The 21849-nt window shown below is 67.2% G+C and carries 20 protein-coding genes; 13 read left to right on the plus strand and 7 right to left on the minus strand.

The window, feature by feature from the left end; genetic code table 11:
* Positions 1-4: 4 nt before the first annotated feature.
* Together CAP40_RS13025 and CAP40_RS13030 are read right to left on the minus strand one after the other, a co-directional pair.
* On the minus strand, positions 5-469 hold the full coding sequence (locus CAP40_RS13025) for a YbaK/EbsC family protein (protein WP_086129923.1): 465 nt from the start codon (positions 467-469) through the stop codon (positions 5-7).
* Positions 466-2094, minus strand: a complete 1629-nt coding sequence (locus CAP40_RS13030) for an MFS transporter (RefSeq protein ID WP_086130101.1) — start codon at positions 2092-2094, stop codon at positions 466-468. The genes CAP40_RS13025 and CAP40_RS13030 overlap by 4 nt, the downstream gene beginning before the upstream one ends.
* Positions 2095-2363: 269 nt before the next feature.
* Between CAP40_RS13030 and CAP40_RS13035 the strand changes: the two genes are divergently transcribed.
* From CAP40_RS13035 to hppD, 3 genes are all read left to right on the plus strand, one after another.
* Positions 2364-2630, plus strand: a complete 267-nt coding sequence (locus CAP40_RS13035) for a DUF6356 family protein (protein ID WP_086129924.1) — start codon at positions 2364-2366, stop codon at positions 2628-2630.
* Between the two features lies 1 nt (position 2631).
* A complete protein-coding gene (locus tag CAP40_RS13040; RefSeq protein WP_086129925.1) occupies positions 2632-3978 on the plus strand; it encodes an FAD/NAD(P)-binding protein in 1347 nt (448 codons plus the stop codon).
* A 73-nt stretch (positions 3979-4051) separates the two neighbouring features.
* Positions 4052-5089, plus strand: a complete 1038-nt coding sequence (gene hppD / locus CAP40_RS13045; RefSeq protein WP_086129926.1) for a 4-hydroxyphenylpyruvate dioxygenase — start codon at positions 4052-4054, stop codon at positions 5087-5089.
* A gap of 187 nt (positions 5090-5276) precedes the next feature.
* Here hppD and CAP40_RS13050 read toward each other — a convergent pair whose 3' ends face one another.
* Positions 5277-6620 carry a dicarboxylate/amino acid:cation symporter gene (locus CAP40_RS13050; RefSeq protein ID WP_086129927.1) on the minus strand — a complete coding sequence of 448 codons (1344 nt, stop codon included), beginning with the start codon at positions 6618-6620 and terminating at the stop codon, positions 5277-5279.
* A 162-nt stretch (positions 6621-6782) separates the two neighbouring features.
* Between CAP40_RS13050 and hmgA the strand changes: the two genes are divergently transcribed.
* The 4 genes from hmgA (at position 6783) to CAP40_RS13070 (ending at position 10294) form a co-directional block, all read left to right on the plus strand.
* Positions 6783-8063, plus strand: a complete 1281-nt coding sequence (hmgA, locus tag CAP40_RS13055; RefSeq protein ID WP_086129928.1) for a homogentisate 1,2-dioxygenase — start codon at positions 6783-6785, stop codon at positions 8061-8063.
* A complete protein-coding gene (locus CAP40_RS13060) occupies positions 8060-8416 on the plus strand; it encodes a Rieske (2Fe-2S) protein (protein WP_256924176.1) in 357 nt (118 codons plus the stop codon). The genes hmgA and CAP40_RS13060 overlap by 4 nt, the downstream gene beginning before the upstream one ends.
* Positions 8417-8566: 150 nt before the next feature.
* Complete coding sequence (locus tag CAP40_RS13065) at positions 8567-9007, plus strand: hypothetical protein (RefSeq protein ID WP_086129929.1); 441 nt, start codon at positions 8567-8569, stop codon at positions 9005-9007.
* Positions 9008-9142: 135 nt separating this feature from the next.
* On the plus strand, positions 9143-10294 hold the full coding sequence (locus CAP40_RS13070) for an isovaleryl-CoA dehydrogenase (RefSeq protein WP_086129930.1): 1152 nt from the start codon (positions 9143-9145) through the stop codon (positions 10292-10294).
* Between the two features lie 38 nt (positions 10295-10332).
* Here CAP40_RS13070 and CAP40_RS13075 read toward each other — a convergent pair whose 3' ends face one another.
* Positions 10333-11523 (minus strand): SGNH/GDSL hydrolase family protein, encoded by a 1191-nt coding sequence (locus CAP40_RS13075; RefSeq protein WP_086129931.1) that lies wholly within the window; start codon positions 11521-11523, stop codon positions 10333-10335.
* Between the two features lie 50 nt (positions 11524-11573).
* The gene (locus CAP40_RS13080) at positions 11574-13643 is read right to left on the minus strand and encodes a M13 family metallopeptidase (RefSeq protein WP_086129932.1); all 2070 of its coding nucleotides are present in this window, start codon (positions 13641-13643) and stop codon (positions 11574-11576) included.
* Positions 13644-13770: 127 nt separating this feature from the next.
* Here CAP40_RS13080 and CAP40_RS13085 point away from each other — a divergent pair, with 127 nt between their 5' ends.
* Positions 13771-15372, plus strand: coding sequence for a carboxyl transferase domain-containing protein (locus CAP40_RS13085; protein WP_086129933.1), 1602 nt, complete (start codon positions 13771-13773; stop codon positions 15370-15372).
* 17 nt (positions 15373-15389) lie between these two features.
* Here the strand turns inward: CAP40_RS13085 and CAP40_RS13090 are convergent, their stop codons facing one another.
* Positions 15390-15821 (minus strand): endonuclease domain-containing protein, encoded by a 432-nt coding sequence (locus tag CAP40_RS13090; protein ID WP_086129934.1) that lies wholly within the window; start codon positions 15819-15821, stop codon positions 15390-15392.
* Positions 15822-15897: 76 nt separating this feature from the next.
* Here CAP40_RS13090 and CAP40_RS13095 point away from each other — a divergent pair, with 76 nt between their 5' ends.
* The 5 genes from CAP40_RS13095 (at position 15898) to CAP40_RS13115 (ending at position 20385) form a co-directional block, all read left to right on the plus strand.
* Complete coding sequence (locus CAP40_RS13095) at positions 15898-16404, plus strand: nuclear transport factor 2 family protein (protein ID WP_086129935.1); 507 nt, start codon at positions 15898-15900, stop codon at positions 16402-16404.
* Positions 16401-16709 (plus strand): DUF3088 family protein, encoded by a 309-nt coding sequence (locus CAP40_RS13100; protein WP_086129936.1) that lies wholly within the window; start codon positions 16401-16403, stop codon positions 16707-16709. Before CAP40_RS13095 ends, CAP40_RS13100 begins: the two co-directional genes overlap by 4 nt.
* 82 nt (positions 16710-16791) lie before the next feature.
* Positions 16792-18663 (plus strand): acetyl/propionyl/methylcrotonyl-CoA carboxylase subunit alpha, encoded by a 1872-nt coding sequence (locus tag CAP40_RS13105; RefSeq protein ID WP_086129937.1) that lies wholly within the window; start codon positions 16792-16794, stop codon positions 18661-18663.
* 55 nt (positions 18664-18718) lie between these two features.
* Positions 18719-19174 (plus strand): MaoC family dehydratase, encoded by a 456-nt coding sequence (locus CAP40_RS13110; RefSeq protein ID WP_086129938.1) that lies wholly within the window; start codon positions 18719-18721, stop codon positions 19172-19174.
* On the plus strand, positions 19132-20385 hold the full coding sequence (locus CAP40_RS13115) for an NAD(P)/FAD-dependent oxidoreductase (RefSeq protein WP_256924177.1): 1254 nt from the start codon (positions 19132-19134) through the stop codon (positions 20383-20385). The genes CAP40_RS13110 and CAP40_RS13115 overlap by 43 nt, the downstream gene beginning before the upstream one ends.
* Here the strand turns inward: CAP40_RS13115 and CAP40_RS13120 are convergent.
* Complete coding sequence (locus CAP40_RS13120) at positions 20382-21848, minus strand: NAD(P)/FAD-dependent oxidoreductase (RefSeq protein WP_086129940.1); 1467 nt, start codon at positions 21846-21848, stop codon at positions 20382-20384. The genes CAP40_RS13115 and CAP40_RS13120 overlap by 4 nt on opposite strands.
* Position 21849: the final 1 nt, after the last annotated feature.

Raw genomic sequence — 21849 nt, forward strand, 5'->3', positions numbered from 1 at the left:
TTGCTCACCCCGGCTTGCATACGTCCACCCAGCGCCGCGAAACCAGCGCCGCCAGGCGTTCGGGGGCGATTTCCACCGATGCGGTGCGCGAGCCCGCCGCGGGAAACACCGTCGCGAAACCGCGAATCGAGACATCGCAATAGACCCGCAGCGGGGTCGCGAGCCCGAAGGGGCAGACCCCGCCCACCGGATGCCCGGTCAGCGCCTCCGCCTCCTCGGCGCCGAGCATCGAGGCGCGGCCGGCGAACTCGGCCTTGATCTTGGGATTGTCGAGCCGCGCATCGCCGCGCGCGACGACGAGCACGACGCCATCGCCCACCCGCAGCGCCAGCGTCTTGGCGATGCGACCGGGCTCGACACCGAGCGTCGCCGCCGCCTCCGCCACCGTGGCGGTGCTTGCCGCCTGCTCGATCAGGACGAGATCCGGTGCATGTTCGGCAAGCCAGGCGCGCACGCTCTCGACGGTCATTCCTCGATCTTCCGCCGGAAGGTTTCGGGGAGCAGCAACAAGCCGATGACGAGCGTCGCGGCCGCGGCCACCACCGGATACCAGAGGCCGTAATATATGTCCCCCGTCGCCGCCACCATCGCGAAGGCAGTGGCCGGCAGGAAGCCGCCGAACCAGCCATTGCCCAGATGATAGGGCAGGCTCATCGACGTATAGCGGATGCGGCTGGGGAAGAGTTCGACCAGCATGCCCGCGATCGGGCCGTAGACCATGGTCACCAGCAGCACGAGCGCGAACAGGATCGCCACCACCAGCGGCTTGTTGATCCGGGCGTCCTCGGCCTTGGCGGGATAGCCGGCGGCGGCGAGTTCGGCCTGGAGGTCCTTCTGGAAGGCAGCGATCAGGCCCTTGCGCCTCCCGGTATCGGCCAGATCCATGGTGGAAGGAGCGCCAACGAGTCTGTCGCCAATCTGGATGGCCACTTCATTCGTGTGCACCGGGTCGCCGACGGACTTCTCCACATAAGGGATGCCCGCCTTCGCCAGATAGCTCTTCGCCACATCGCACGAGACGCTGTCGAACTTGTTCTTCCCGACCGGATCGAACTGAAAGGAGCAGGGCATCGAGGAGTCCACCAGCAACACGCTGACCGGCATCCTTGCCTGCGCCTCCGCCAGCGCCGGGTTGGCGGCCTGGGTCAGCGCGTGGAACAGCGGGAAATAGCTGATCGAGGCGAGCAGGCATCCGGCCAGGATGATCGGCTTGCGGCCGATCCTGTCCGAAAGCCAGCCGAAGAACACGAAGAACGGCGTGCCCAGCGCCAGCGCGATGGCGATCAGGACGTTCGCGGTCATCCCGTCGACCTTCAGCGTCTTCTCGAGGAAGAACAGCGCATAGAACTGCCCCGTGTACCACACTACCGCCTGCCCCACGACCGCGCCGAACAGCGCGACGAGGACGATGCGCAGATTGCCCCAGCGCAGGAACGCCTCGGTGAGCGGTGCCTTAGAGGTGTTGCCGCTCGCCTTCATCCGGGCATAGACGGGGCTCTCGTTGAGCTGGAGCCGCACCCAGAGCGACACGCCGAGCAGCAGGATCGAGGCGAGGAACGGCACGCGCCAGCCCCAGTTCGCGAACGCCGCCTCGCCCAGCCACGACCGCGTGCCGATCACGACGAGCAGCGAGACGAACAGGCCGAGCGTCGCGGTGGTCTGGATCCAGCTGGTGTAGAGGCCACGCTTGTGGTTGGGCGCATGCTCGGCGACATAGGTGGCGGCGCCGCCATATTGGCCGCCCAGCGCCAGCCCCTGCAGCACCCGGAGCGTCACCAGCAGGATCGGCGCGACGACACCCGCAGTGGCGAAATTGGGGAGCAGCCCCACCGCGAAGGTCGATCCGCCCATGATGCCCATCGTCACCAGGAAGGTGTTCTTGCGCCCCACCAGGTCGCCGATCCGCCCGAAGACGAGCGCGCCGAACGGGCGCACCGCGAACCCCGCCGCAAAGGCCGCGAGCGCGAAGATGAATGCGGTGGTGTCGTTCACCCCGGCGAAGAACTGCGCCGAGATCGTCGTGGCGAGCAGGCCGTAGAGATAGAAATCATACCATTCGAACACGGTGCCCAGCGACGATGCCGCGATCACCATCTTCTCGTTGCGGGTGGCCGTATGATGTTCGCCCAAGGGCGCCGACGGGGTGTCGGACCGTGCATCCTCGCTCAAGCTGTCTTCCCCTCATATTGTTAGCGCTAACCAACCACAGTCCCGCCGCGGTTGGAACCCCCGTCGCCACGCGTGCTCTCCGGCCCGCCTCTTGCACAGGTTCGGCCATGCGCCGCCGCATTGCAAACAAAGCCAGGCTTGGGATCGCAAAAGCTGTACTTCACAGTGCGGCCCGAGGCGCGTACACCGCGCCCATGTTCGAGCGCATCTTCCTGTCCCATCCGCGCGCCGTCGGCGAAAGCTATGGCGAGCATGCCGCCACCGCCGGGCGATTCGGCTTCACCATGATCGTCGGGGGGGCCGCCTGCGTGGTCCATGCCGTCGTCCCGGCGCTGTTCGCCCGCACCGCCAGCGATGCGGTGAAGCGGCTCTACGGGCAGATGCTCGCCCGCCAGCCCGGCATGGCCGCCCGCAAGCCGGCCTATGAACAGCCCGAGTGGCAGATCGAATACGAAATCTGACGTGATCGAGCATGTCGCAATCATCGGTGCCGGTTTCTCCGGCACCTTGCAGGCGATCAACCTGCTTCGCCACGAGGGGCCCCGCGCCACGCTGATCGAGCGCGCGCCGGTGGCGGGCCTGGGCCTGGCCTATGGCGCCGCGCATCCCAGCCATGTGCTCAATGTGCGCGCCGCGAACATGAGCGCCTTCCCCGACGATCCCTCGCACTTCGTCCGCTGGCTCCAGGCGCGCGGCGTGGCGGATGCGCCGAGCGCCTTCATCCCCCGCGTCACCTATGGCGAATATCTGCGCCAGCTGCTCGATGCCGCGCTGCTCGACCATCCCGACCGGCTGAAGCTGGTCCGCGACGAAGTCGAGGACCTGGAATTCGGCGAGGGCGTGAGGGTACGGCTGAAGACCGGCACGATCGAGGCCGATGCCGCCGTGCTCGCGGTCGGCAACCTGCCTCCGCACGATCCGCCCGGCCTCGATCCCGAGAAGCTCTCCGCCGAACGTTACAAGGGCGACCCCTGGGACGCCAGCGTGCCCGAAGGGCTCGGCCCCGACGATACCGTGCTGGTGATCGGCACCGGCCTGACGATGATCGACGTGGTGCTGCTGCTCGACGCGCGCGGGTTCAAGGGCAGGATCGTTGCGCTTTCCCGCCGCGGGCTGCTGCCGCGCGCCCATGCGCCGGGCAGTGACTGGCAGAAGCTGGCCGAGCGCCCCGCCACCACCGCCTCCGGGCTGCTGCACGCCGTGCGGGCGCGCGGCGCGGAAATCGGCTGGCGCAACGCGGTCGACGAACTCCGCCCCTTCACCCAGGCGATGTGGGGCAATGCCAGCGAAGCCGAGCGTGGCCGATTCCTGCGCCATCTCCGCCCCTGGTGGGACGTGCATCGCCACCGCCTCGCCCCGGAGGTCCATGCCCGGCTGATGGCCGTTGTCGATCGCGGCCAGCTCGAGGTGATCGCGGGCAAGACGCTCGGCTTCGAGGAGAAGCCCGAGGGTATCGAAGTGACGCTGCGCCGTCGTGGCGCCGATATGGCCGAGACGATGACGGTGCAGCGCATCGTCAACTGCACCGGCCCGCTGGGCGACCTCAACCGCACCGAGGAGCCCCTGCTCCAGAAGCTCGCCGCACGCGGCATGATCCGCCCCGACGCGGCGCATCTGGGCATCGATGTCGACAATCAGGGCCAGACGATCAACGCCGGCGGCCGGCCCAACGCCAATCTCTACGCGCTGGGCCCGATGACCCGTGGCGCCTTCTGGGAGATCGTCGCGGTCCCGGACATCCGCACCCAGACCTGGAGCGTCGCCCGGCGCCTCTCCAACGCGCACTGGGTGGGGGGCGAAGGGCTATGACCGCAACTAGTATCAATTGACACTAACTGCACTTCGGACTAGCCCGCGCGTTACCTTCTTGGAGCGTGCACCCATGACCGATCCTGCCAATCCGCTCGGCCTCAACGGCTTCGAATTCGTCGAATTCACCTCGCCCGATCCCGAGGCGATGGGGAAGCAGTTCGAAATGCTCGGCTTCGTGCCGACGCACCGGCACCCGACCAAGAACGTCACGCGCTACAAGCAGGGCCGCATCAACCTGATGCTCAACCGCGACGAGGCCGGCCGCGTGGCGGCCTTCCGCGGCGAGCATGGCCCCTCGGCCAGCGCCATGGCCTTCCGCGTCGCCGATCCGGCCAAGGCGATGGCCTGGGCGCTCGAGCACGGCGCCAAGCGCACCGACGAGGACGACACCGTCATCCTCGGCATCGGCGGCTCCTATCTCTATTTCATCCAGGACGGCCTCGACCTCTACGAGAACTGGGCCGAATTCCCCGGCTGGCGCGAGGCCGAGGCGAAGAACAATGTCGGGCTCGACCTGCTCGACCACCTCACCCACAATGTCCGCCGCGGCCAGATGCGGGTGTGGAGCGAGTTCTACCGCACGCTCTTCGGCTTCGAGGAGCAGAAGTATTTCGACATCAAGGGCCAGGCGACCGGCCTGTTCAGCCAGGCGATGATCGCGCCCGACAAGGCGATCCGCATCCCCCTGAACGAGAGCCAGGACGACAAGAGCCAGATCGAGGAGTTCATCCGCGAATATAAGGGCGAGGGCATCCAGCACCTCGCGCTGACCACGCCGGACATCTTCGACACGGTCGAGCGCCTGCGCGCCCGCGGCGTCAAGCTGCAGGACACGATCGAGACCTATTACGAGCTGGTCGACAAGCGCGTGCCCGGGCATGGCGAGGATCTGGAGCGCCTGCGCAAGAACCGCATCCTGATCGACGGCAATATCGGCGACGAGGGCATCCTGCTCCAGATCTTCACCGAGAACATGTTCGGCCCGATCTTCTTCGAGATCATCCAGCGCAAGGGCAATGAAGGCTTTGGCAACGGCAATTTCCAGGCGCTGTTCGAGAGCATCGAGCTGGACCAGATCCGCCGCGGCGTGATCAAGGTCGACGCCTGATCAAGGATCGAGCCGTGCTCGATCCGCGATGCGGCGCGAATGCGCCGCCGTCGACCGGACGGCACGGCAAGCGGGCCCACAGGGCCCGGCTTTGCCGGGACCGACGGGCTCGCGGGTCATGAGGCTTGGAGAGGAGCCGGGGGAGCGACGCCAGTCGCGTAGCGCGAAGCTCACCCCGGCCGAAACCTCAGGCGAATGCCGGCTCGCCCCGAACCTCGCTCGCGCCTTCGCGGAACCGCGCCTCGTCGAGCAGCCCTTCCCGCTTCGCCACGATCACCGGCACTAGCATCTGCCCCGCCACATTGGTCGCGGTCCGGCCCATGTCCAGGATCGGGTCGATGGCGAGCAGCAGCCCCACCCCGTCCAACGGCAGCCCCAGCGTGGAAAGCGTAAGCGTGAGCATCACCGTCGCGCCGGTCAGCCCGGCGGTGGCGGCCGATCCGAGCACCGAGACGAAGGCGATCAGCGCATAATGCTCGATCCCCAGCGGGATGCCGTAGAATTGCGCGACGAAGATCGCCGAGATCGCCGGATAGATCGCCGCGCAACCGTCCATCTTGGTCGTGGCGCCCAGCGGCACGGCGAAGGCGGCATAGGCGCGCGGGACGCCGAGCGCGCGCTCGGTCACGTCCTCGGTCACCGGCAGCGTGCCGACCGAGGAACGCGAGACGAAGCCGAGCTGGATCGCCGGCCAGGCCGAGGCGAAGAAGCGCAAGGGGCTGAGGCCATGCGCCGCGAGCAGCAGCGGATAGACGACGAGCAGCACCAGGCCGAGCCCGAGATAGACCGCACCGGCATAGGTGCCGAGCGCCGCCAGCGACTCCCAGCCATAGCGCACCACCGCGTCGCCGATCAGCGCCGCGGTGCCGATCGGGGTCAGGCGGATCACCCAACGCAGCAGCAGCCGGAAGACGGCAAGCGCCGAAGCGTTGAAATCGAGGAAGCGGTGCCCCGCCTCCCCCGCCCGCACCGCCGCCGCACCGATCGCGACCGCGAGCACGATGATCTGGAGCACGTTGAACGAGAGCCCGGTCGTGGCGCCGCCATCGGCCAGCCGGGTCGACGCCGCCAGGCCCAGGAAATTCGCCGGCACCAGCCCCTTCAGGAAATCGAGCCAGCTCCCGGTGCTCGAAGGCGCCGCCGCCGCCGTGGCGGCCACGGCGCTGTGGTGCCCCGGCTGGAGCATGAGGCCGAGCGTGATGCCGATCGCCACCGCGATGGCGGCGGTGATCGCGAACCAGAGCAGCGTCCGTACCACCAATCGCGCGGCATTGTTCAGGCCCCGCAGCGCCGCGATCGAGGCGACGATCGCCGTGAACACCAGCGGCGGCACCAGCACCTTGAGCAGCTGCACGAAGATCTGCCCGATCGTCTGCAACGCCTGGGCGAGGCCGTTGGCGGTTTCGCCGTCGCTGCCGATCGCCCGCGCGGCCAGCCCCAGCGCCAGCCCCGCCGCCATGCCGATGGCGACCTGCACGCCGAAGCTAGGCAGCTGGAACCGCCGAGGTGCGGCTGCGCTGGTAATGGCCATTGGTTACGACTCCGGAATTAAACCCACTAAAGAAGTAGGAATTAGTCCGCCACCGCCCAACAAAGTTTAGGTTCGCGCCCTGATAGCCAATCCCGTACCAGATAGTATCATTTGACACTATTATGGGCAGCGCTACAGGGAGGCGAGCATAGAGAGGATGCGATGACCGACTATTTCCCCGGCTTCGGCAACCATGTCTCCACCGAAGCGGTGCCCGGCGCGCTGCCGGTGGGGCGCAACAGCCCGCAACGGCCCGCCTTCGGGCTTTATGCCGAGCAGCTCTCCGGCACGGCTTTCACCGCGCCCCGGCACGAGAACCGCCGCTCCTGGCTCTATCGCCTGCGCCCCACGGCGGAGCATCCGCCCTTCACTCGTTATCGGGGGGCGAGGCACTTCGCGCCCGGCACGGCCGGCGATCCCCTGCCCCCCAATCGCCTGCGCTGGAACCCGGTCGAGGCGCCGCCTCCCGGCACCGATCTGGTCGACGGCATGATCACCATGCTCGCCAATCGCGATCCCGCGGACCTGGAGGGCGTGGCGGTGCACGTCTATGCCGCCAACAAGGACATGGAGACCCGCGTCTTCTTCGACGCGGACGGCGAACTGCTCTTCATTCCTCAGGCCGGCCGCCTCACCCTGCTCACCGAACTGGGCCGCATCGACATCGCGCCCGGCCAGGTCGCGCTCGTGCCGCGCGGCGTGCGCTTCCGCGCGCTGCTCCCGGACGGCGAGGCACGCGGCTATGTCGCCGAGAATCACGGCGCGCTGTTCCGCCTGCCCGATCTCGGTCCGATCGGCGCCAACGGCCTGGCCAATGCACGCGACTTCGAGACGCCCGCCGCCTGGTTCGAGGATCGCGACGAGGATTTCGAGATCGTCCAGAAGCATCTCGGCACGCTGTGGACCACCATTCTTCCCCACAGCCCGCTCGACGTGGTTGCCTGGCACGGCAATCTCGCGCCCTGGCGCTACGACCTTAGCCGGTTCAACACGATGAACACGGTGAGCTTCGATCATCCCGATCCGTCGATCTTCACCGTGCTCACCTCGCCCAGCGACGTGCCGGGCCGCGCCAATGCCGATTTCGTGATCTTCCCGCCGCGCTGGATGGTCGCCGAGGACACGTTCCGCCCGCCCTGGTTCCACCGCAACGTGATGAGCGAGGCGATGGGCCTGATCACCGGCGCCTATGACGCCAAGGCGGAGGGCTTCGCCCCCGGCGGCCTGTCGCTCCACAATCTCATGGCCGGGCACGGCCCCGACGTGGCCAGCTGGCAGGGCGCGAGCAATGCAGACCTGAAGCCGCGCAAGATCGACGGGACCATGGCCTTCATGGTCGAGACCTGCTGGCCCTATCGCCCCACGCAATATGCCCTGGACCGCGCCCAGCCCGATTACGACGCGGCCTGGGCAGGTTTCCCGAAGGCGCAGCTGCCGAAGTGAGCGAACGCCTCACCGAAACGCCTCCCGACGTAACTCTCGGCCCGCTCGACCTCATCCCCGACGGCAAGGCGCGCAATTTCGTGCTCGAGATGCGCGCCGGCCGCTTCCACGGCTTCGTCGTGCGCCGGGGCGAGGCGGTCCATGGGTATCTCGACCTGTGCGCACACATGGCGCTGCCGCTCAGCAACAGGCTCGACGACTACCTCACGCCCGATGGCAGCCATATCCAGTGCAGCTGGCACGGCGCGCTCTACCGGATCGAGGATGGCGCCTGTGTCGGCGGACCCTGTGTCGGGGCGAAGCTGCGCCGCTGGCCGGTGATAGTGCGGGACGGGATGATCGTCACCGCCTGATCCGAACCAGATGGAAGATACTAACCGCTAATTTTCCTGCACTTAGTTGCGATAGTACTTATATCGGCAAATTACCCAGGAATACCTCCATTAAATCATGCAATAATATCCTCGATATTTTCATATCGAGTCGAAATGCGTTGATAGACAATGGAGGATTTCACAATGGCTGATTTACGCAAATTCATCAATCCGGCGCTGCGCCCCAATGAAAAGATCGGACTGTTCGTCTCGGGAGCTCGCCTCGGGAGTGGAAACACCCATGAGATCGAGCAACTTCGTGCCAAGCTCAGCGGAGAGATATTCTTCTCCAAGATAGATATCGACATCGTCATGCCGGACACGAGCCCGTCAGGCGTCTGCAAGATGACGCTGAACAACAAGCTCGAGGATTGTCCCTATGTCACGACGCCGGACAACAAGCTGAAGATCACGCGGAAGGACAAGACGGAAATCCTGATCCATATCGGCGACCGGGCCTATACGTTCGTCAACGTTACCGGCCGGCCGACCGTGGGGATCTGGCCCGACCGCATCCGCGGCCTCGACGAACCTGCCGAACCCGCGGAAATCACCGAAGGCGCGGGCTGAACGCTCTTCCCCCGGGGCCCCAGGGGCGCCCCCGGGGGATCCCCCCTCTCTCCCCTTGCCGCCTCGCGCGAAATCGGGGAAAAGCGCGCAGAAAAAGGTCAGCACTGCTGACGCGCATATCCCGGAGAGAGGCCCATGGATCCCACGCTCGATTTCAGCCTTGGCGAGACCGCCGACATGATCCGCGAGACGACGCAGCGCTTCGCGAAGGAGCGCATCGAGCCGCTCGCCGCGAAGATCGACGCCGAGGACTGGTTTCCCAAGGCCGAGCTCTGGCCGGCGATGGGCGAGCTCGGCCTGCACGGCATCACCGTCGAGGAGGAATGGGGCGGCCTGGGCCTGGGCTATCTCGAGCATGTCGTCGCGCAGGAGGAAGTCGCGCGCGCATCGGCCTCGATCGGCCTCAGCTACGGCGCGCACTCGAACCTGTGCGTCAACCAGATCCGCCGTTGGGCCAATCCCGAGCAGAAGGCCAAGTACCTCCCCAAGCTGATCTCGGGCGAGCATGTCGGGTCGCTCGCCATGTCGGAGGCCGGGGCCGGCTCGGATGTCGTCTCGATGAAGCTGCGCGCCGACAGGACCGATCGCGGCTATATCCTCAACGGCACCAAGTTCTGGATCACCAACGCCGCCTATGCGGATACGCTGGTCGTCTATGCCAAGACGGGCGAAGGCTCGCGCGGCATCACCACCTTCCTGATCGAGAAGGACATGCCCGGCTTCTCGATCGGCCAGAAGATCGACAAGATGGGCATGCGCGGCTCGCCGACCGCCGAACTGGTGTTCAGCGATTGCGAGGTTCCGGAAGAGAATGTCATGGGCCCGCTCAACGGCGGCGTCGGCGTGCTGATGTCGGGCCTCGACTATGAACGCACCGTGCTTGCGGGCATCCAGCTCGGCATCATGCAGGCCTGCCTGGACGTGGTGCTGCCCTATATCCGCGAGCGCAAGCAGTTCGGCCAGCCGATCGGCCATTTCCAGCTGATGCAGGCCAAGGTGGCGGACATGTATGTCGCGCTGAACAGCGCCCGTGCCTATGTCTATGCCGTGGCGAAGAGCTGCGACGCCGGCAAGACCACGCGCTTCGACGCGGCCGGCGCGATCCTGCTCGCCTCCGAAAACGCCGTGAAGGTATCGCTCGAGGCGATCCAGGCGCTCGGCGGCGCCGGCTATACCAAGGACTGGCCGGTCGAGCGCTTCGCCCGCGACGCCAAGCTGCTCGACATCGGCGCGGGGACGAACGAGATCCGCCGGATGCTGATCGGGCGCGAACTGATCGGCGCCTGATCCCCGCTCCCCTCCCGCGAGCGGGAGGGGAATTCGGCTCACTCGAACAACGACAGCGGGATCGCCTCGCCCATCCGGGTTTCGCCCGCGCCATTGGGATGGAGATTGTCCCCGCCCTGCAGCGCCGGCGCCAGGCGCTTCGGATTGGCGGGATCGGCGACTGCCTTCTCCATGTCGACGACACCGTCGAAAATGCCCGAGCCACGCATCCAGTCGTTGATCGCCACGCGCAGCGCCTCGCCGTCGGGCGTGTGATAGCTGGCGCCTTCATAGGGCAGGATCGTCGCCGCGATCACCTTGATCCCATGCGCATGCGCACGCATGACGAGCTGGCGATAGGCCGCCTTCAGGTCTTCCGGCGACACCACCGGATTTTGCACGCCGCCGCGATTCTTGCCCGAATTGCCGATGTCGTTCACTCCCTCGAGCAGCACGACATGGGAAACGCCGGGCAATGCGAGCACATCGCGATCGAACCGGGCGAGCGCGGTCGGGCCCAGCCCGCCCTGCAGGATGCGATTGCCGCCGATCGCCTGGGTCACCACCACGTGCGGCTTTCCCGCTGCGGCGATACGCCGCCCGAGCACATCGCCCCAGCGGCACGCCGGCACCGCATCGTTCGCGCAGCCGACATTGTCGGTGATCGAATCGCCATAGGCGACGATCACCGGGCGCCGCTTCGCACCGAACACATCGACCTCGGCAAGCAGCGGCCGCGCGTCCGACTGCCGGACTGCCGCGAATGCTTCGCCGCTATGGTCGCCCGGCGGCGATATGTCGGTCGGCACGCCGCGCGCCATATGGACCGTCTCGATCTCGACCTTGTCCGGCAGGTAGAGCGAGACCTCGACCTGTTCGAACGCCCTGACCGGCATCGCGATCGCGTCGCTCAGCAGCGGCGCGCCGGCGGGCAGCCTGGCGTCCCCGCGCCCGTCGAACGTCACGCGCACCGGCTTCCCCCCGGCGACGCGCACCGTTGCCGCGCCGATCCGCATCGCCTGGCCATAGTCGTTCGCCAGCCGGATGCGGACCTTGCTCCCGCCCGCGCCGACGCGCACGTTCATGCGCAGCGTCGCATTCTCCACCGCCACGCGATCGTCGGGATCCGCCGCCTGCCACATGCTGGCGGTCCAGGCGGGCGTCCAGCCGTCCTGGACCGGCCGGGCATCGGCGGACAGGGCGGCAAGCAGCAGCGGCGCGATCACCGCTCCCAGGGGCATCCAGCGCATGGCATCTCCCGTTCGGCTATTTGCCGCCAGCCTATCCGATCAGCCCGATATCACCATATCTTCACGCGCTTCTCGGGCGCCAGGTACAGCTTTTCGCCCGGCTGCACGTTGAACGCGGGATACCATGCGTCGAGGTTGCGCACGGTGAACGCGCGCCAGCGGCCCGGCGCATGCCCGTCGGTCGCCACCTCGGCGCGCAACGCTTCCTGGCGCTGCTTCTCGCGCCAGCTCTGGGCATAAGCGAGGAAGAAGCGCTGGTCGCCGGTCAGCCCGTTGATCACCGGCGCCTCCTTGCCCTTGAGCGAGGCGTGATAGGCTTCATAGGCGGCGGTCAGGCCCGCGACGTCGGCGATGTTCTCGGCCAGCACCTGCTTGCCGTTCAGGAACAGGCCGGGAAGCACTTCATAGGCGCTGTACTGCGCCGCCAGCGCCGCGCTCGCTTCCTGGAAGTGCTTCAGGTCCTCGGGCGTCCACCAGTTGCGCAGCTTGCCGGCGCTGTCGAAGCTCGAGCCGGTATTGTCGAAGCTGTGGCTGATCTCATGGCCGATCGTCGCGCCGATCGAACCGTAATTGGCCGCCGCGTCCGATTTCGGATCGTAGAAGGGTGCCTGCAGGATCGCGGCCGGGAAGTTGAGCGCGTTCTGCAGCGGCAGGTTCACGGCGTTCACCGTCTGCGGCGTCATCCACCATTCGCCCTTGTCGGCCGGCTTACCGATCTTGGCGAGCTGGTGCCGGGTCTCGGCCTTGTCGGAGCGCTGCAGATTGCCGACCGGATCGTCCGCCTTCACTTCGAGCGATGCATAGTCGCGCCAGGTCTCCGGATAGCCGACGCCCACGCGCATCGTCTCGATCTTCTTGCGCGCCTCGGCCTTGGTCGCCTCGTCCATCCAGCTGAGGCCGGCGACGCGCTTGTCGAACGCCGCCTTGATGTTCGCCACCATGTTCTGGATGTCGGCCTTGGACGAAGCCGGGAAATAGTCCTTCACATAGAGCTGGCCGACGGCGTCGCCCAGATTGTTGTTGACGCTGGCGATGGCGCGCTTCTCGCGCGGGCGCATCGCCTGCTGGCCGCGCAACTGCTTCGAGAAGAAATCGAAGCTCGCCTGGTCGAACTTCGCCGGCAGCGCCGCGGTCACCTGGTTGATCTGATGGAAGGCCAGCCAGTCCTGCCATGCCTCGATCGGCTCGCTCTCGACCAGCTTGGCGAGCTTCACCGTGGTGGCCGGATGCCAGACGATGAATTCCTGCTGCCCGCCCAGCCCGGCGGCGTTCCAGAAGCCGTCCCAGTCGATCCCCGGCGCCTTCGCCGCGAAATCGGCCTTCTTCCACCAGTTATCGGCCTTCTGCACGTCCTGGCTGGCGACGAGATCGGTATGCGCGGTCGCGATCTTGGTCTCGAGGTCGAAGACCCGCGCGGCGCGCGCCGCCGGATCGCTCATGCCGGCCAGGGTGAAGATCTTGAGCAGATACGCCTTGTAGCCCTCGCGCGCCTTGGCCATCGCCTCGGTCTTCGAGAGATAATAGTCGCGGTCCTCCATTCCCAGGCCGCCCTGCAGCACATAGGGCACGGTCTGGTCCGGCTTGTCGAGCGCCTGGCTCACCCACAGGCCGAACAGATTCTCGGTATGGAAATTGGTCGCATTGAGCGGATCGACATCGGCGCGGACATTGCCGCCCAGCATCGCGGAGAGCGCATGCTTGTCCTTGAGCGCGGCGATCGCGTCCAGCACCGGCTTGAGCGGCGTCAGCCCGCGCGCCTCGATCCCGGCAGTGTCGGTATAGGCCTTGTACCAGTCGGCGATTCGGCGCTGGTCGGTGCCGGTGGCGGCATCGGCCTTCAGTGCCGCGTCGATGATCGCCTTGTTGTTCGCCTCGGCCTTGTTGAACACGTCGAGGAACATGCCGGTGATGACGCGATCGGCCGGAATTTCGGTCTTCGCGCGCCAGCCGCCATTGGCATATTCCTCGAAGTCGTCGCCCGGCTTCACCTGCTTGTCGAGCCCGACCAGATCGACGCCGACGCCGGTGCCGGCCGCGGCAGTGGTCCCCGCGCCGGTGCCCGAGGGGGTGCAGGCGGTGGTCGCGAGCAAGGCCGCGACGAGGAGCGTGTAAGTCTTCAAGCCGACTCTCCTGTATTACTGTATGGCTGGGGTGCTACTCCTGCTCGCCGCTTTGCGCCAGCACCTTCCCATGCCCGTCCGGCCAGTGTAGGGAAGGGAAAACTAGGACAGGAAGGATGCCCTATCTATGAGCGCCCCGGTGCTCGATTCGAGGGTTGCGGCGGATAGCGCGGATTTCCGCGCCCGCGCCGCGCACAACCGCGCTCTGGCGGAGCGGCTTCGCGCCGATGTCGCCCGGGCGGCACTGGGCGGCAGCGAAGCCGCTCGCGAACGCCATGCCGGCCGCGGCAAGCTGCTCCCCCGCGCGCGCGTCGAGCAGCTGCTCGATCCCGGCTCCCCCTTTCTCGAGATCGGCCAGCTCGCCGCCTGCGACATGTACGAGGGCGAGGTGCCCGGCGCCGGGATGATCGCGGGCATCGGCCGAGTCTCCGGGCGCACCGTGATGATCGTCTGCAACGATGCGACGGTGAAGGGCGGCACCTATTATCCGATGACGGTGAAGAAGCATCTCCGCGCCCAGGAGATCGCCGAGCAGAACCGCCTGCCCTGCATCTACCTCGTCGATTCGGGCGGCGCCAACCTGCCCCACCAGGCCGAGGTCTTCCCCGATCGCGACCATTTCGGCCGCATCTTCTTCAACCAGGCCAACATGTCGGCCAAGGGCATCCCGCAGATCGCCTGCGTGATGGGCAGCTGCACCGCCGGCGGCGCCTATGTCCCCGCGATGAGCGACGAGACGGTGATCGTCCGCGCGCAGGGCACGATCTTCCTCGCCGGCCCGCCGCTGGTGAAGGCCGCCACGGGCGAAGTCATTTCGGCCGAGGATCTGGGTGGCGGCGATCTCCATGCGCGCAAGTCGGGCGTGGTCGATCACCTCGCCGAGAATGACGAGCACGCGCTGACCATCGTCCGCGACATCGTCAGCCACCTGCCCGCCGATCACACGCCCGACATCGCCCTGCTCGATCCCCGCGCGCCGAAATATGACGCGGAGGAACTGTACGGCATCGTCCCCGAGGACGTCCGCGCGCCCTATGACGTGCATGAGGTGATCGCCCGCATCACCGACGGCAGCGCGTTCCACGAGTTCAAGCCGCTCTACGGCACCTCGCTGGTCTGCGGCTTCGCGCATATCTGGGGCATGCCGGTGGGCATCATCGCCAATAACGGCGTGCTGTTCTCGGAAAGCGCGCAGAAGGGCGCGCATTTCATCGAGCTGGCCTGTCAGCGCCGCATCCCGCTGCTCTTCCTCCAGAACATCTCCGGCTTCATGGTCGGTGGGAAATATGAGGCGGAAGGCATTGCGAAACATGGTGCAAAGCTGGTCACTGCCGTCGCCACCGCCACCGTACCCAAGATCACGGTGCTGATCGGCGGCAGCTTCGGCGCCGGCAATTACGGCATGTGCGGCAGGGCCTATTCGCCCCGCTTCCTGTTCACCTGGCCCAACAGCCGCATCTCGGTGATGGGCGGCGAGCAGGCCGCCTCGGTGCTTGCCACCGTCCATCGCGACGCCGAGAAATGGACGCCGGAGGAGACCGAGGGGTTCAAAGCGCCGATCCGCCAGCGTTACGAGGACGAGGGCAATCCGTGGCACGCCACCGCGCGCCTGTGGGACGACGGCATCATCGATCCGGCGCAGACGCGCGACGTGCTGGGCATCGCGCTCGCCGCGACGCTGAACGCGCCGATCCCCGAGCGCCCGGCGTTCGGCGTGTTCCGGATGTGACCATGCGGAATGACTCTTCATTCCTCCCCGAGCTCGTCTCGGGGAGGGGGACCGCCCGGCGCAGCCGGGTGGTGGAGGGGCAATCGCGAACGCGCCTCGGCAATGATCCCGCGGAGAACTGCATCGGCATCGCGAAGAATTTCGATAGCCGGAACGCGCATAGTCCTGATGCCGCTCGCCGCGAGCCAGGCATCCCGTCGAGCGTCTCGCTCCGGCCCATCGCCAAACCCGTGCACCTCGCCATCCACTTCGATCGCGAGCCGAGCATCGCTACAGTAGAAATCAAGACTGAATTCGCCGGTGGCATGTTCATGCCGAAATTTGAGTCCTGCAGGCCGCTTGCGAAGCTCTCGCCAGAGGAGACCTTCGGGCAGGCTCATCTCGCGCCGTCGCGCTCGCGCCTGCCGCACAGCCCGTTTGCTTCCTTTCGGCGAATGATCCTTGAACATCGCGCCCGCCCCTCCACCATGCTTCGCATGGTCCCCCTCCCCGAGACTAGCTCGGGGAGGAATTGAAAGGTCCGCTATGAAGCTTGTTGTCGCAGCCGCCCTCACGCTCCTCGCCCCGCTCCCGGCGCTGGCCCAGACCACGCCCGCGCCCAAGCTGCCCCCGGCCAATCCGCTGCCCTATGAGGATGCGGAGGCCGCGGCCGTGATGTCGCCGATCAATGCGATGTTCGCCGGCCTCGCCGCGCATGACGGCACCGCGATCCTCGCCCAGACGCGACCCGAGGGCGGCGCCACCGTCGCGATCGAGAAGCCCGACGGCAACCGCGCGATCCGCCATCTGAGCTGGGCCGAATTCGCCGCCGGCATCAAGCCGGGCCCGGAGAAGCTCGAGGAGCGCATGTCGATGCCGGCGATCGAAGTCGATGGCGACATCGCCATGGTCTGGGCGCCCTATGTCTTCCTGATCGACGGCAAGGCGCACCATTGCGGGATCAACCATTTCGACCTGGTCCGCGAGAACGGGTCGTGGAAAGTGCTCAACGTCACCTGGTCGCAGCGCACCACCGGCTGCACCGCGCAATGAGCCGCGACACGCTCTTCCTGCTCGAGCATGAATTCGCCGATCCCGCCCTTGGCGGCAAGCGCGTCTTCTATTGCCGGGACTGCATGATCGTCGAAGGGCTGCTCGCCACCTTCCCCGCGCGCGCCGCCAATATCGACGTGGTCCGCGTCCCCTGGCCGCGGCCACGTGCCGCGGTGGTGGAGGCGATCGGGGAGGAGAACCAGAACCTGCCGGCCCTGGTGTGGGAAGGCGGCTTCGCCAACGAGATCGAGGCGCTGCTCGCCGCCCTGGCCGAACGGCACGGCTTCCCGGAGCGGCATCCGTGATTTCCGCCTCCAATACAGGATCTCGCATTTCCGCCGAGGCCTGTCGCCCGAACTTCGTAAACTTCCGCGAGGCCGCCGCCCGATGATCCAGTCCCTGCTCATCGCCAATCGTGGCGAGATCGCCTGCCGCATCATGCGCACCGCCCGCGCCATGGGCATCCGCACCGTCGCGGTCTATTCGGACGCCGACGCCAAGGCACTGCACGTCCGCCAGGCCGACGAGGCGGTGCATATCGGCCCCTCTCCGGCCCGCGAAAGCTATCTGGTCGGCGAGAAGATCATCGCCGCCGCGAAGCAGACCGGCGCCGAGGCGATCCATCCCGGCTATGGCTTTCTCTCGGAAAATGCCGATTTCGCCGAGGCGGTGATCGCCGCCGGCCTGATCTGGGTCGGCCCCCGGCCGGACAGCATTCGCGCCATGGGCCTGAAGGATGCCGCCAAGGCACGGATGATCGCGGCCGGCGTGCCCGTCACCCCGGGCTATCTCGGCGAAAACCAGGACTCCGCGCATCTCCAGGCCGAGGCGGACGAGATCGGCTATCCCGTGCTGATCAAGGCCGTGGCCGGCGGCGGCGGCAAGGGCATGCGCCGCGTCGATGCCGCCGGGGACTTCGCCGACGCCCTCGCCTCCTGCCAGCGCGAGGCGGCCTCCTCTTTCGGCGACGACCGGGTGCTGCTCGAGAAGTACATACTCTCGCCCCGCCACATCGAAGTGCAGGTGTTCGGCGACACGCACGGCAATGTCGTCCACCTGTTCGAACGCGACTGCTCGCTCCAGCGCCGCCACCAGAAGGTGATCGAGGAAGCGCCCGCGCCGGGCATGGACGCGGAGGCGCGCGAGGCGATCTGCGCCGCCGCCGTCCGCGCGGCCAAGGCGGTCGACTATGTCGGTGCCGGCACGATCGAGTTCATCGCCGACGCCTCGGAGGGCCTGCGCGCCGACCGCATCTGGTTCATGGAGATGAACACCCGTCTCCAGGTCGAGCATCCGGTGACCGAGGAAATCACCGGCCAGGACCTGGTCGAGTGGCAGCTGCGCGTGGCCTCGGGCGAGGAGCTGCCGCTCCGGCAGGACGAGCTGGCGATCGGCGGCTGGGCCTTCGAAGCCCGGCTCTATGCCGAAGACCCCGTCACCTTCCTTCCCTCGACCGGCACGCTCGAACGCTGCCATTTCCCCGAGGATTATGTGCGCGTCGAGACCGGGTTCGAGCAGGGCTCGGTCATCTCGCCCTTTTACGACCCGATGATCGCCAAGATCATCACCAATGGCGATACGCGCGAGCACGCGCTCGCCCTGTTGGCTCAGAAGCTCGAGGGCGTCGCGGTCTGGCCGGTCAAGTCGAACGCCGCCTTCCTCCACCGCGCGGCGACGCACCCCGTCTTCCGGGACGGCGACGTGACGACGGCGTTCCTCGCCGACCATGCCGAGGACCTCGCCCCGCCCGCCGAGCCGAGCCGCGAGATGCTGCGCCAAGCCGCGGTCCAGCTGGTCCACCAGTTCGAGGATCGCCAACGGGAGGGGCTGAACGGCTTCCGCCTCAACGCCGCGCCGAACATGACCGTGCGGATGACCGCTGCCGGCCAGGCCTATGCCGTGGCGGCACCGGCTGATTTCGACGGCGACGTCTATACGTCCACGGCAGCCCCGGGCGTCGCGCTGGTCACCGAGAACGGACTGACCTTCGGCATCGCGCTCGCGCGCCACCAGGGCGGTACGACCGGCATCGCCGGCGACGGTACGATCCTCGCCCCCATGCCGGGCCGGGTGACCGCCGTGGAGGTAGCGGCGGGCGACACGGTTACCAAGGGCCAGCGGCTCGTCACGCTCGAGGCGATGAAGATGGAGCATGGCCTCACCGCGCCGTTCGACGGCGTTGTCGGCGAATTGAACGTGACGCTGGGCAGCCAGGTGAGCGAAGGCACGCTGCTGGTGAAGGTGGAACGGGCCGAATAACCCCCAGCGGTCACCCTGAACTTGTTTCAGCATGACCAAGAAAGAGGCGGAACGAATGGCGGGCAGATATTTCGACGAATGGCAGGTCGGCGACGTCGTCGTCCACGAACTCCGCCGGACGGTGACCGAGACGGACAACCTCCTCTTCTCCACGATGACGCACAACACCCAGCCGCTGCACCTCGATGCCGAGGCGGCGCGGGCGAGCGAGTTCGGCCAGATCCTCGTCAACGGCACCTTCACCTTCAGCCTGATGGTGGGGATCACCGTGGGCGACACCACTGCGGGCACGCTGGTCGCGAACCTCGGCTATGACGCGCTGCGCATGCCGAAGCCCGTCTTCATCGGCGACACGTTGCGGGCGGAAAGCGAAGTCACCGAAGTCCGCCCCAGCAAGTCGCGCCCCGGCCAGGGCATCGTCACCTGGCAGCATCGCATGCGCAACCAGCGCGACGAGATCGTCTGCGAGTGCCTGCGCTCCGCCTTGCTCAAGAGCCGGCCGGCGACGTGAAGGATCATGCCGACATCGTCGTGATCGGCGGCGGTGCGGCGGGCATCGGCGCACTTCGCACGCTCGTCGATGCCGGCAAGGATGCGCTGCTGCTCGAGGCGCAGGACCGGCTCGGCGGCCGCGCCCATACGGTGCACGTCGCCGGGTTGCCGATCGACCTGGGCGCGGGCTGGCTCCATTCGGCGCCGAAGAACCCGTGGGTGACGATCGCTGAGGCAAGCGGCTTCGCGGTCTATCGAGCGCCGCCGCTCTGGGACGAGCAATGGCGCGAGCTCGGCCTCTCCCGGGCCGAGCAGGCCGAACTGTGGGAAGTGTTCGACGCATGCATGGCGGCGATGCGCACGCCCCCGGCGAGCGATCGCGCCTCGGACCTGTTGCCGCCGGACGGCGCGTGGAACCCGGCGCTCGATGCGCTCTCGGGCTTCATCAACGGCGCGCCGATGCGCGAGATGTCGGTCATCGACTGGCATGCCTATGACGAAGCCTCGATCGACACGGACTGGCGCATCGAGCAAGGCTATGGCGCGCTGGTCGCCGCGCATGCCGCAGGGTTGCCGGTGGCGCTGGCGACGCCGGCGCGCGGGATCGACAGATCGGGCAAGCGCCTCCGCATCGCCACGCCCCGGGGCACGATCGCCGCCGACGCCGCGATCGTCACTGTCTCCACCAATGTCCTCGCCAGCGGCGCGCTGCGCGTGCCGGGCCATGACGCGATCTTCCACGCCGCCTCCCAGCTGCCGCTCGGCCTTGCCGACAAGCTGTTCTTCGCGCTGGAGGGCGGCGAGGAGATCGAGGACAATGCCCATCTGGTCGGCAATCCCCGCAGCGCGTGCACCGGCAGCTACACGCTTCGGCCCTTTGGCCGCCCGATCGTCGAGTGCATGCTCGGCGGCGAGGGTGCGCGTGCAATGGAGAAGGAAGGGCTGAACGGCGCCGCGGAATTCGCGATCGGCGAGCTGTGCCATCTGCTCGGCAGCGACTGGCGCAGGAAGCTGCGCTTCGTCGCCGGTTCGGCCTGGGGCCGCGAGACGCACGTCCTCGGCAGCTACAGCCACGCGCTCCCCGGCGAGCACAGCGCCCGCGCGGTGCTGCGAACCCCGGTGGACCCGCGCATCCGCTTCGCCGGCGAGGCATGTTCCGACGGCGAATTCTCCACCGTCCACGGCGCCTATAACAGCGGCGTCGCAGCGGCGCGGGCGTTGTTGTCCTAGGCGGCGGCCCTGCCCGCGGGCTCGGGGTTGGAGAATTCCATCTCCTGGTCGATCCCGCCGAATTTGAGGGCCATCACGTCGCGGGCGTAATTCTGGTTGAGCCGCCACGGCTTGCGCGTGCCCTGGCGCGGCAGCTTGTCCGCCGCGCGCTGGACATAGCCGGAGGTGAAGTCGAGGAACGGCACTTCCTCGACCGGCGCGGCCAGGCGGGGCGTCACTTGCCGCACGCGGCGCTTGCGCATCGCGTTGAGCAGGCGCGTGACATAATTGGCGGTAAGGTCGCTCTTCAGTGTCCAGCTGGCATTGGTATAGCCGAAGGAGATCGCGAAATTGGGCACGTCGGAGAACATCATGCCCTTGTAGGTCATCGCCTTGGCGGGCTCGAACGCCTTGCCGTCCACGCTGATCGGCATGCCGCTGAACAGCTGGATCTCGAGGCCGGTCGCAGTGACGACCAGATCCGCCTCCAGCGCCTTCCCCGAACCAAGCGCCAGCCCGGTCTCGGTGAACCGCTCGATCGTGTCGGTCACCACTTCGGCCTTGCCCTCGCGCAGCGCCGCGAACAGGTCGGCATCGGGCACCAGGCAGACGCGCTGGTCCCAGGGATTGTAGCGGGGAGTGAAATGGGTGGCGACGTCATAGTCCGGTCCCAGCTCCTCGCGGGCCATCTGGACGATCCGCTCGCGGGTCTTTTCCGGGTTCTTACGGGCGAGGCGGAAGAAGAATTGCTGGAGCAGCACATTCTTCCAGCGCGTGAGGCCATAGGCGGTCATCGACGGCATCCAGCCGCGCATCCAGTTGGCGAGCTTGTCCTGGGAGGGTCGCGAGACGATATAGGTGGGCGAGCGCTGGAGCATGGTGACGTGCGCCGCCTGTTTGGCCAGCTCCGGCACCAGCGTCACCGCCGTCGCGCCGCTGCCGATCACCACGACCCGCTTGTCCTTGTAGTCGATATCGTCGGTCCAGAATTGCGGGTGGACGATCCGGCCCTTGAAATCGGCCGTCCCGGCGAAGTCGGGGGTATGGCCGCGCGCGTAGTTATAATAGCCGGTGCACAGGAACAGGAATGCGCAGGTGAAGGTCACCACCTCCCCGCCCCGCTCGGCCGTGACGGTCCACAGCGCTTCCTCCGTCGACCAGCTCGCGCCGGTCACCCGCGTCGAATAGCGGATATGCTCGTCGATCCCGTAATCCCGCGCCGCTTCCTCCAGATAATTGAGGATCGACGGGCCGTCGGCGATCGCCTTGCTCGCGGTCCAGGGACGGAAGGAGAAGCCGAGCGTGAACATGTCCGAGTCGGAACGGATGCCCGGATAGCGGAACAGGTCCCAGGTGCCGCCCAGCCGCTCGCGGCCTTCGAGCACCACATAGCTGCGGTCCGGGCTGTTCGCCTGGAGATGATATGCCGCGCCCACGCCGGAGATGCCGGCTCCCACGATCACCACGTCGAAATGCTCGGCCACG

Origin of the sequence: Sphingomonas sp. IBVSS2 (genome assembly GCF_002127225.1) — a bacterium.
Lineage (GTDB): Bacteria > Pseudomonadota > Alphaproteobacteria > Sphingomonadales > Sphingomonadaceae > Sphingomonas.

Bases quoted from the DNA above. Each gene is read 5' to 3' on its own strand.
- CAP40_RS13050 (WP_086129927.1), bottom strand. From the start codon at position 6,620: ATGGCCATTACCAGCGCAGCCGCACCTCGGCGGTTCCAGCTGCCTAGC.
- CAP40_RS13090 (WP_086129934.1), bottom strand. From the start codon at position 15,821: ATGTTCAAGGATCATTCGCCGAAAGGAAGCAAACGGGCTGTGCGGCAG.
- CAP40_RS13105 (WP_086129937.1), top strand. From the start codon at position 16,792: ATGATCCAGTCCCTGCTCATCGCCAATCGTGGCGAGATCGCCTGCCGC.
- CAP40_RS13100 (WP_086129936.1), top strand. From the start codon at position 16,401: ATGAGCCGCGACACGCTCTTCCTGCTCGAGCATGAATTCGCCGATCCC.
- CAP40_RS13075 (WP_086129931.1), bottom strand. From the start codon at position 11,523: ATGCGCTGGATGCCCCTGGGAGCGGTGATCGCGCCGCTGCTGCTTGCC.
- CAP40_RS13065 (WP_086129929.1), top strand. From the start codon at position 8,567: ATGGAGGATTTCACAATGGCTGATTTACGCAAATTCATCAATCCGGCG.
- CAP40_RS13030 (WP_086130101.1), bottom strand. From the start codon at position 2,094: ATGGTGATCGCGGCATCGTCGCTGGGCACCGTGTTCGAATGGTATGAT.
- hmgA (WP_086129928.1), top strand. From the start codon at position 6,783: ATGACCGACTATTTCCCCGGCTTCGGCAACCATGTCTCCACCGAAGCG.
- CAP40_RS13110 (WP_086129938.1), top strand. From the start codon at position 18,719: ATGGCGGGCAGATATTTCGACGAATGGCAGGTCGGCGACGTCGTCGTC.
- CAP40_RS13095 (WP_086129935.1), top strand. From the start codon at position 15,898: ATGAAGCTTGTTGTCGCAGCCGCCCTCACGCTCCTCGCCCCGCTCCCG.
- CAP40_RS13085 (WP_086129933.1), top strand. From the start codon at position 13,771: ATGAGCGCCCCGGTGCTCGATTCGAGGGTTGCGGCGGATAGCGCGGAT.
- CAP40_RS13035 (WP_086129924.1), top strand. From the start codon at position 2,364: ATGTTCGAGCGCATCTTCCTGTCCCATCCGCGCGCCGTCGGCGAAAGC.
- hppD (WP_086129926.1), top strand. From the start codon at position 4,052: ATGACCGATCCTGCCAATCCGCTCGGCCTCAACGGCTTCGAATTCGTC.
- CAP40_RS13070 (WP_086129930.1), top strand. From the start codon at position 9,143: ATGGATCCCACGCTCGATTTCAGCCTTGGCGAGACCGCCGACATGATC.
- CAP40_RS13025 (WP_086129923.1), bottom strand. From the start codon at position 469: ATGACCGTCGAGAGCGTGCGCGCCTGGCTTGCCGAACATGCACCGGAT.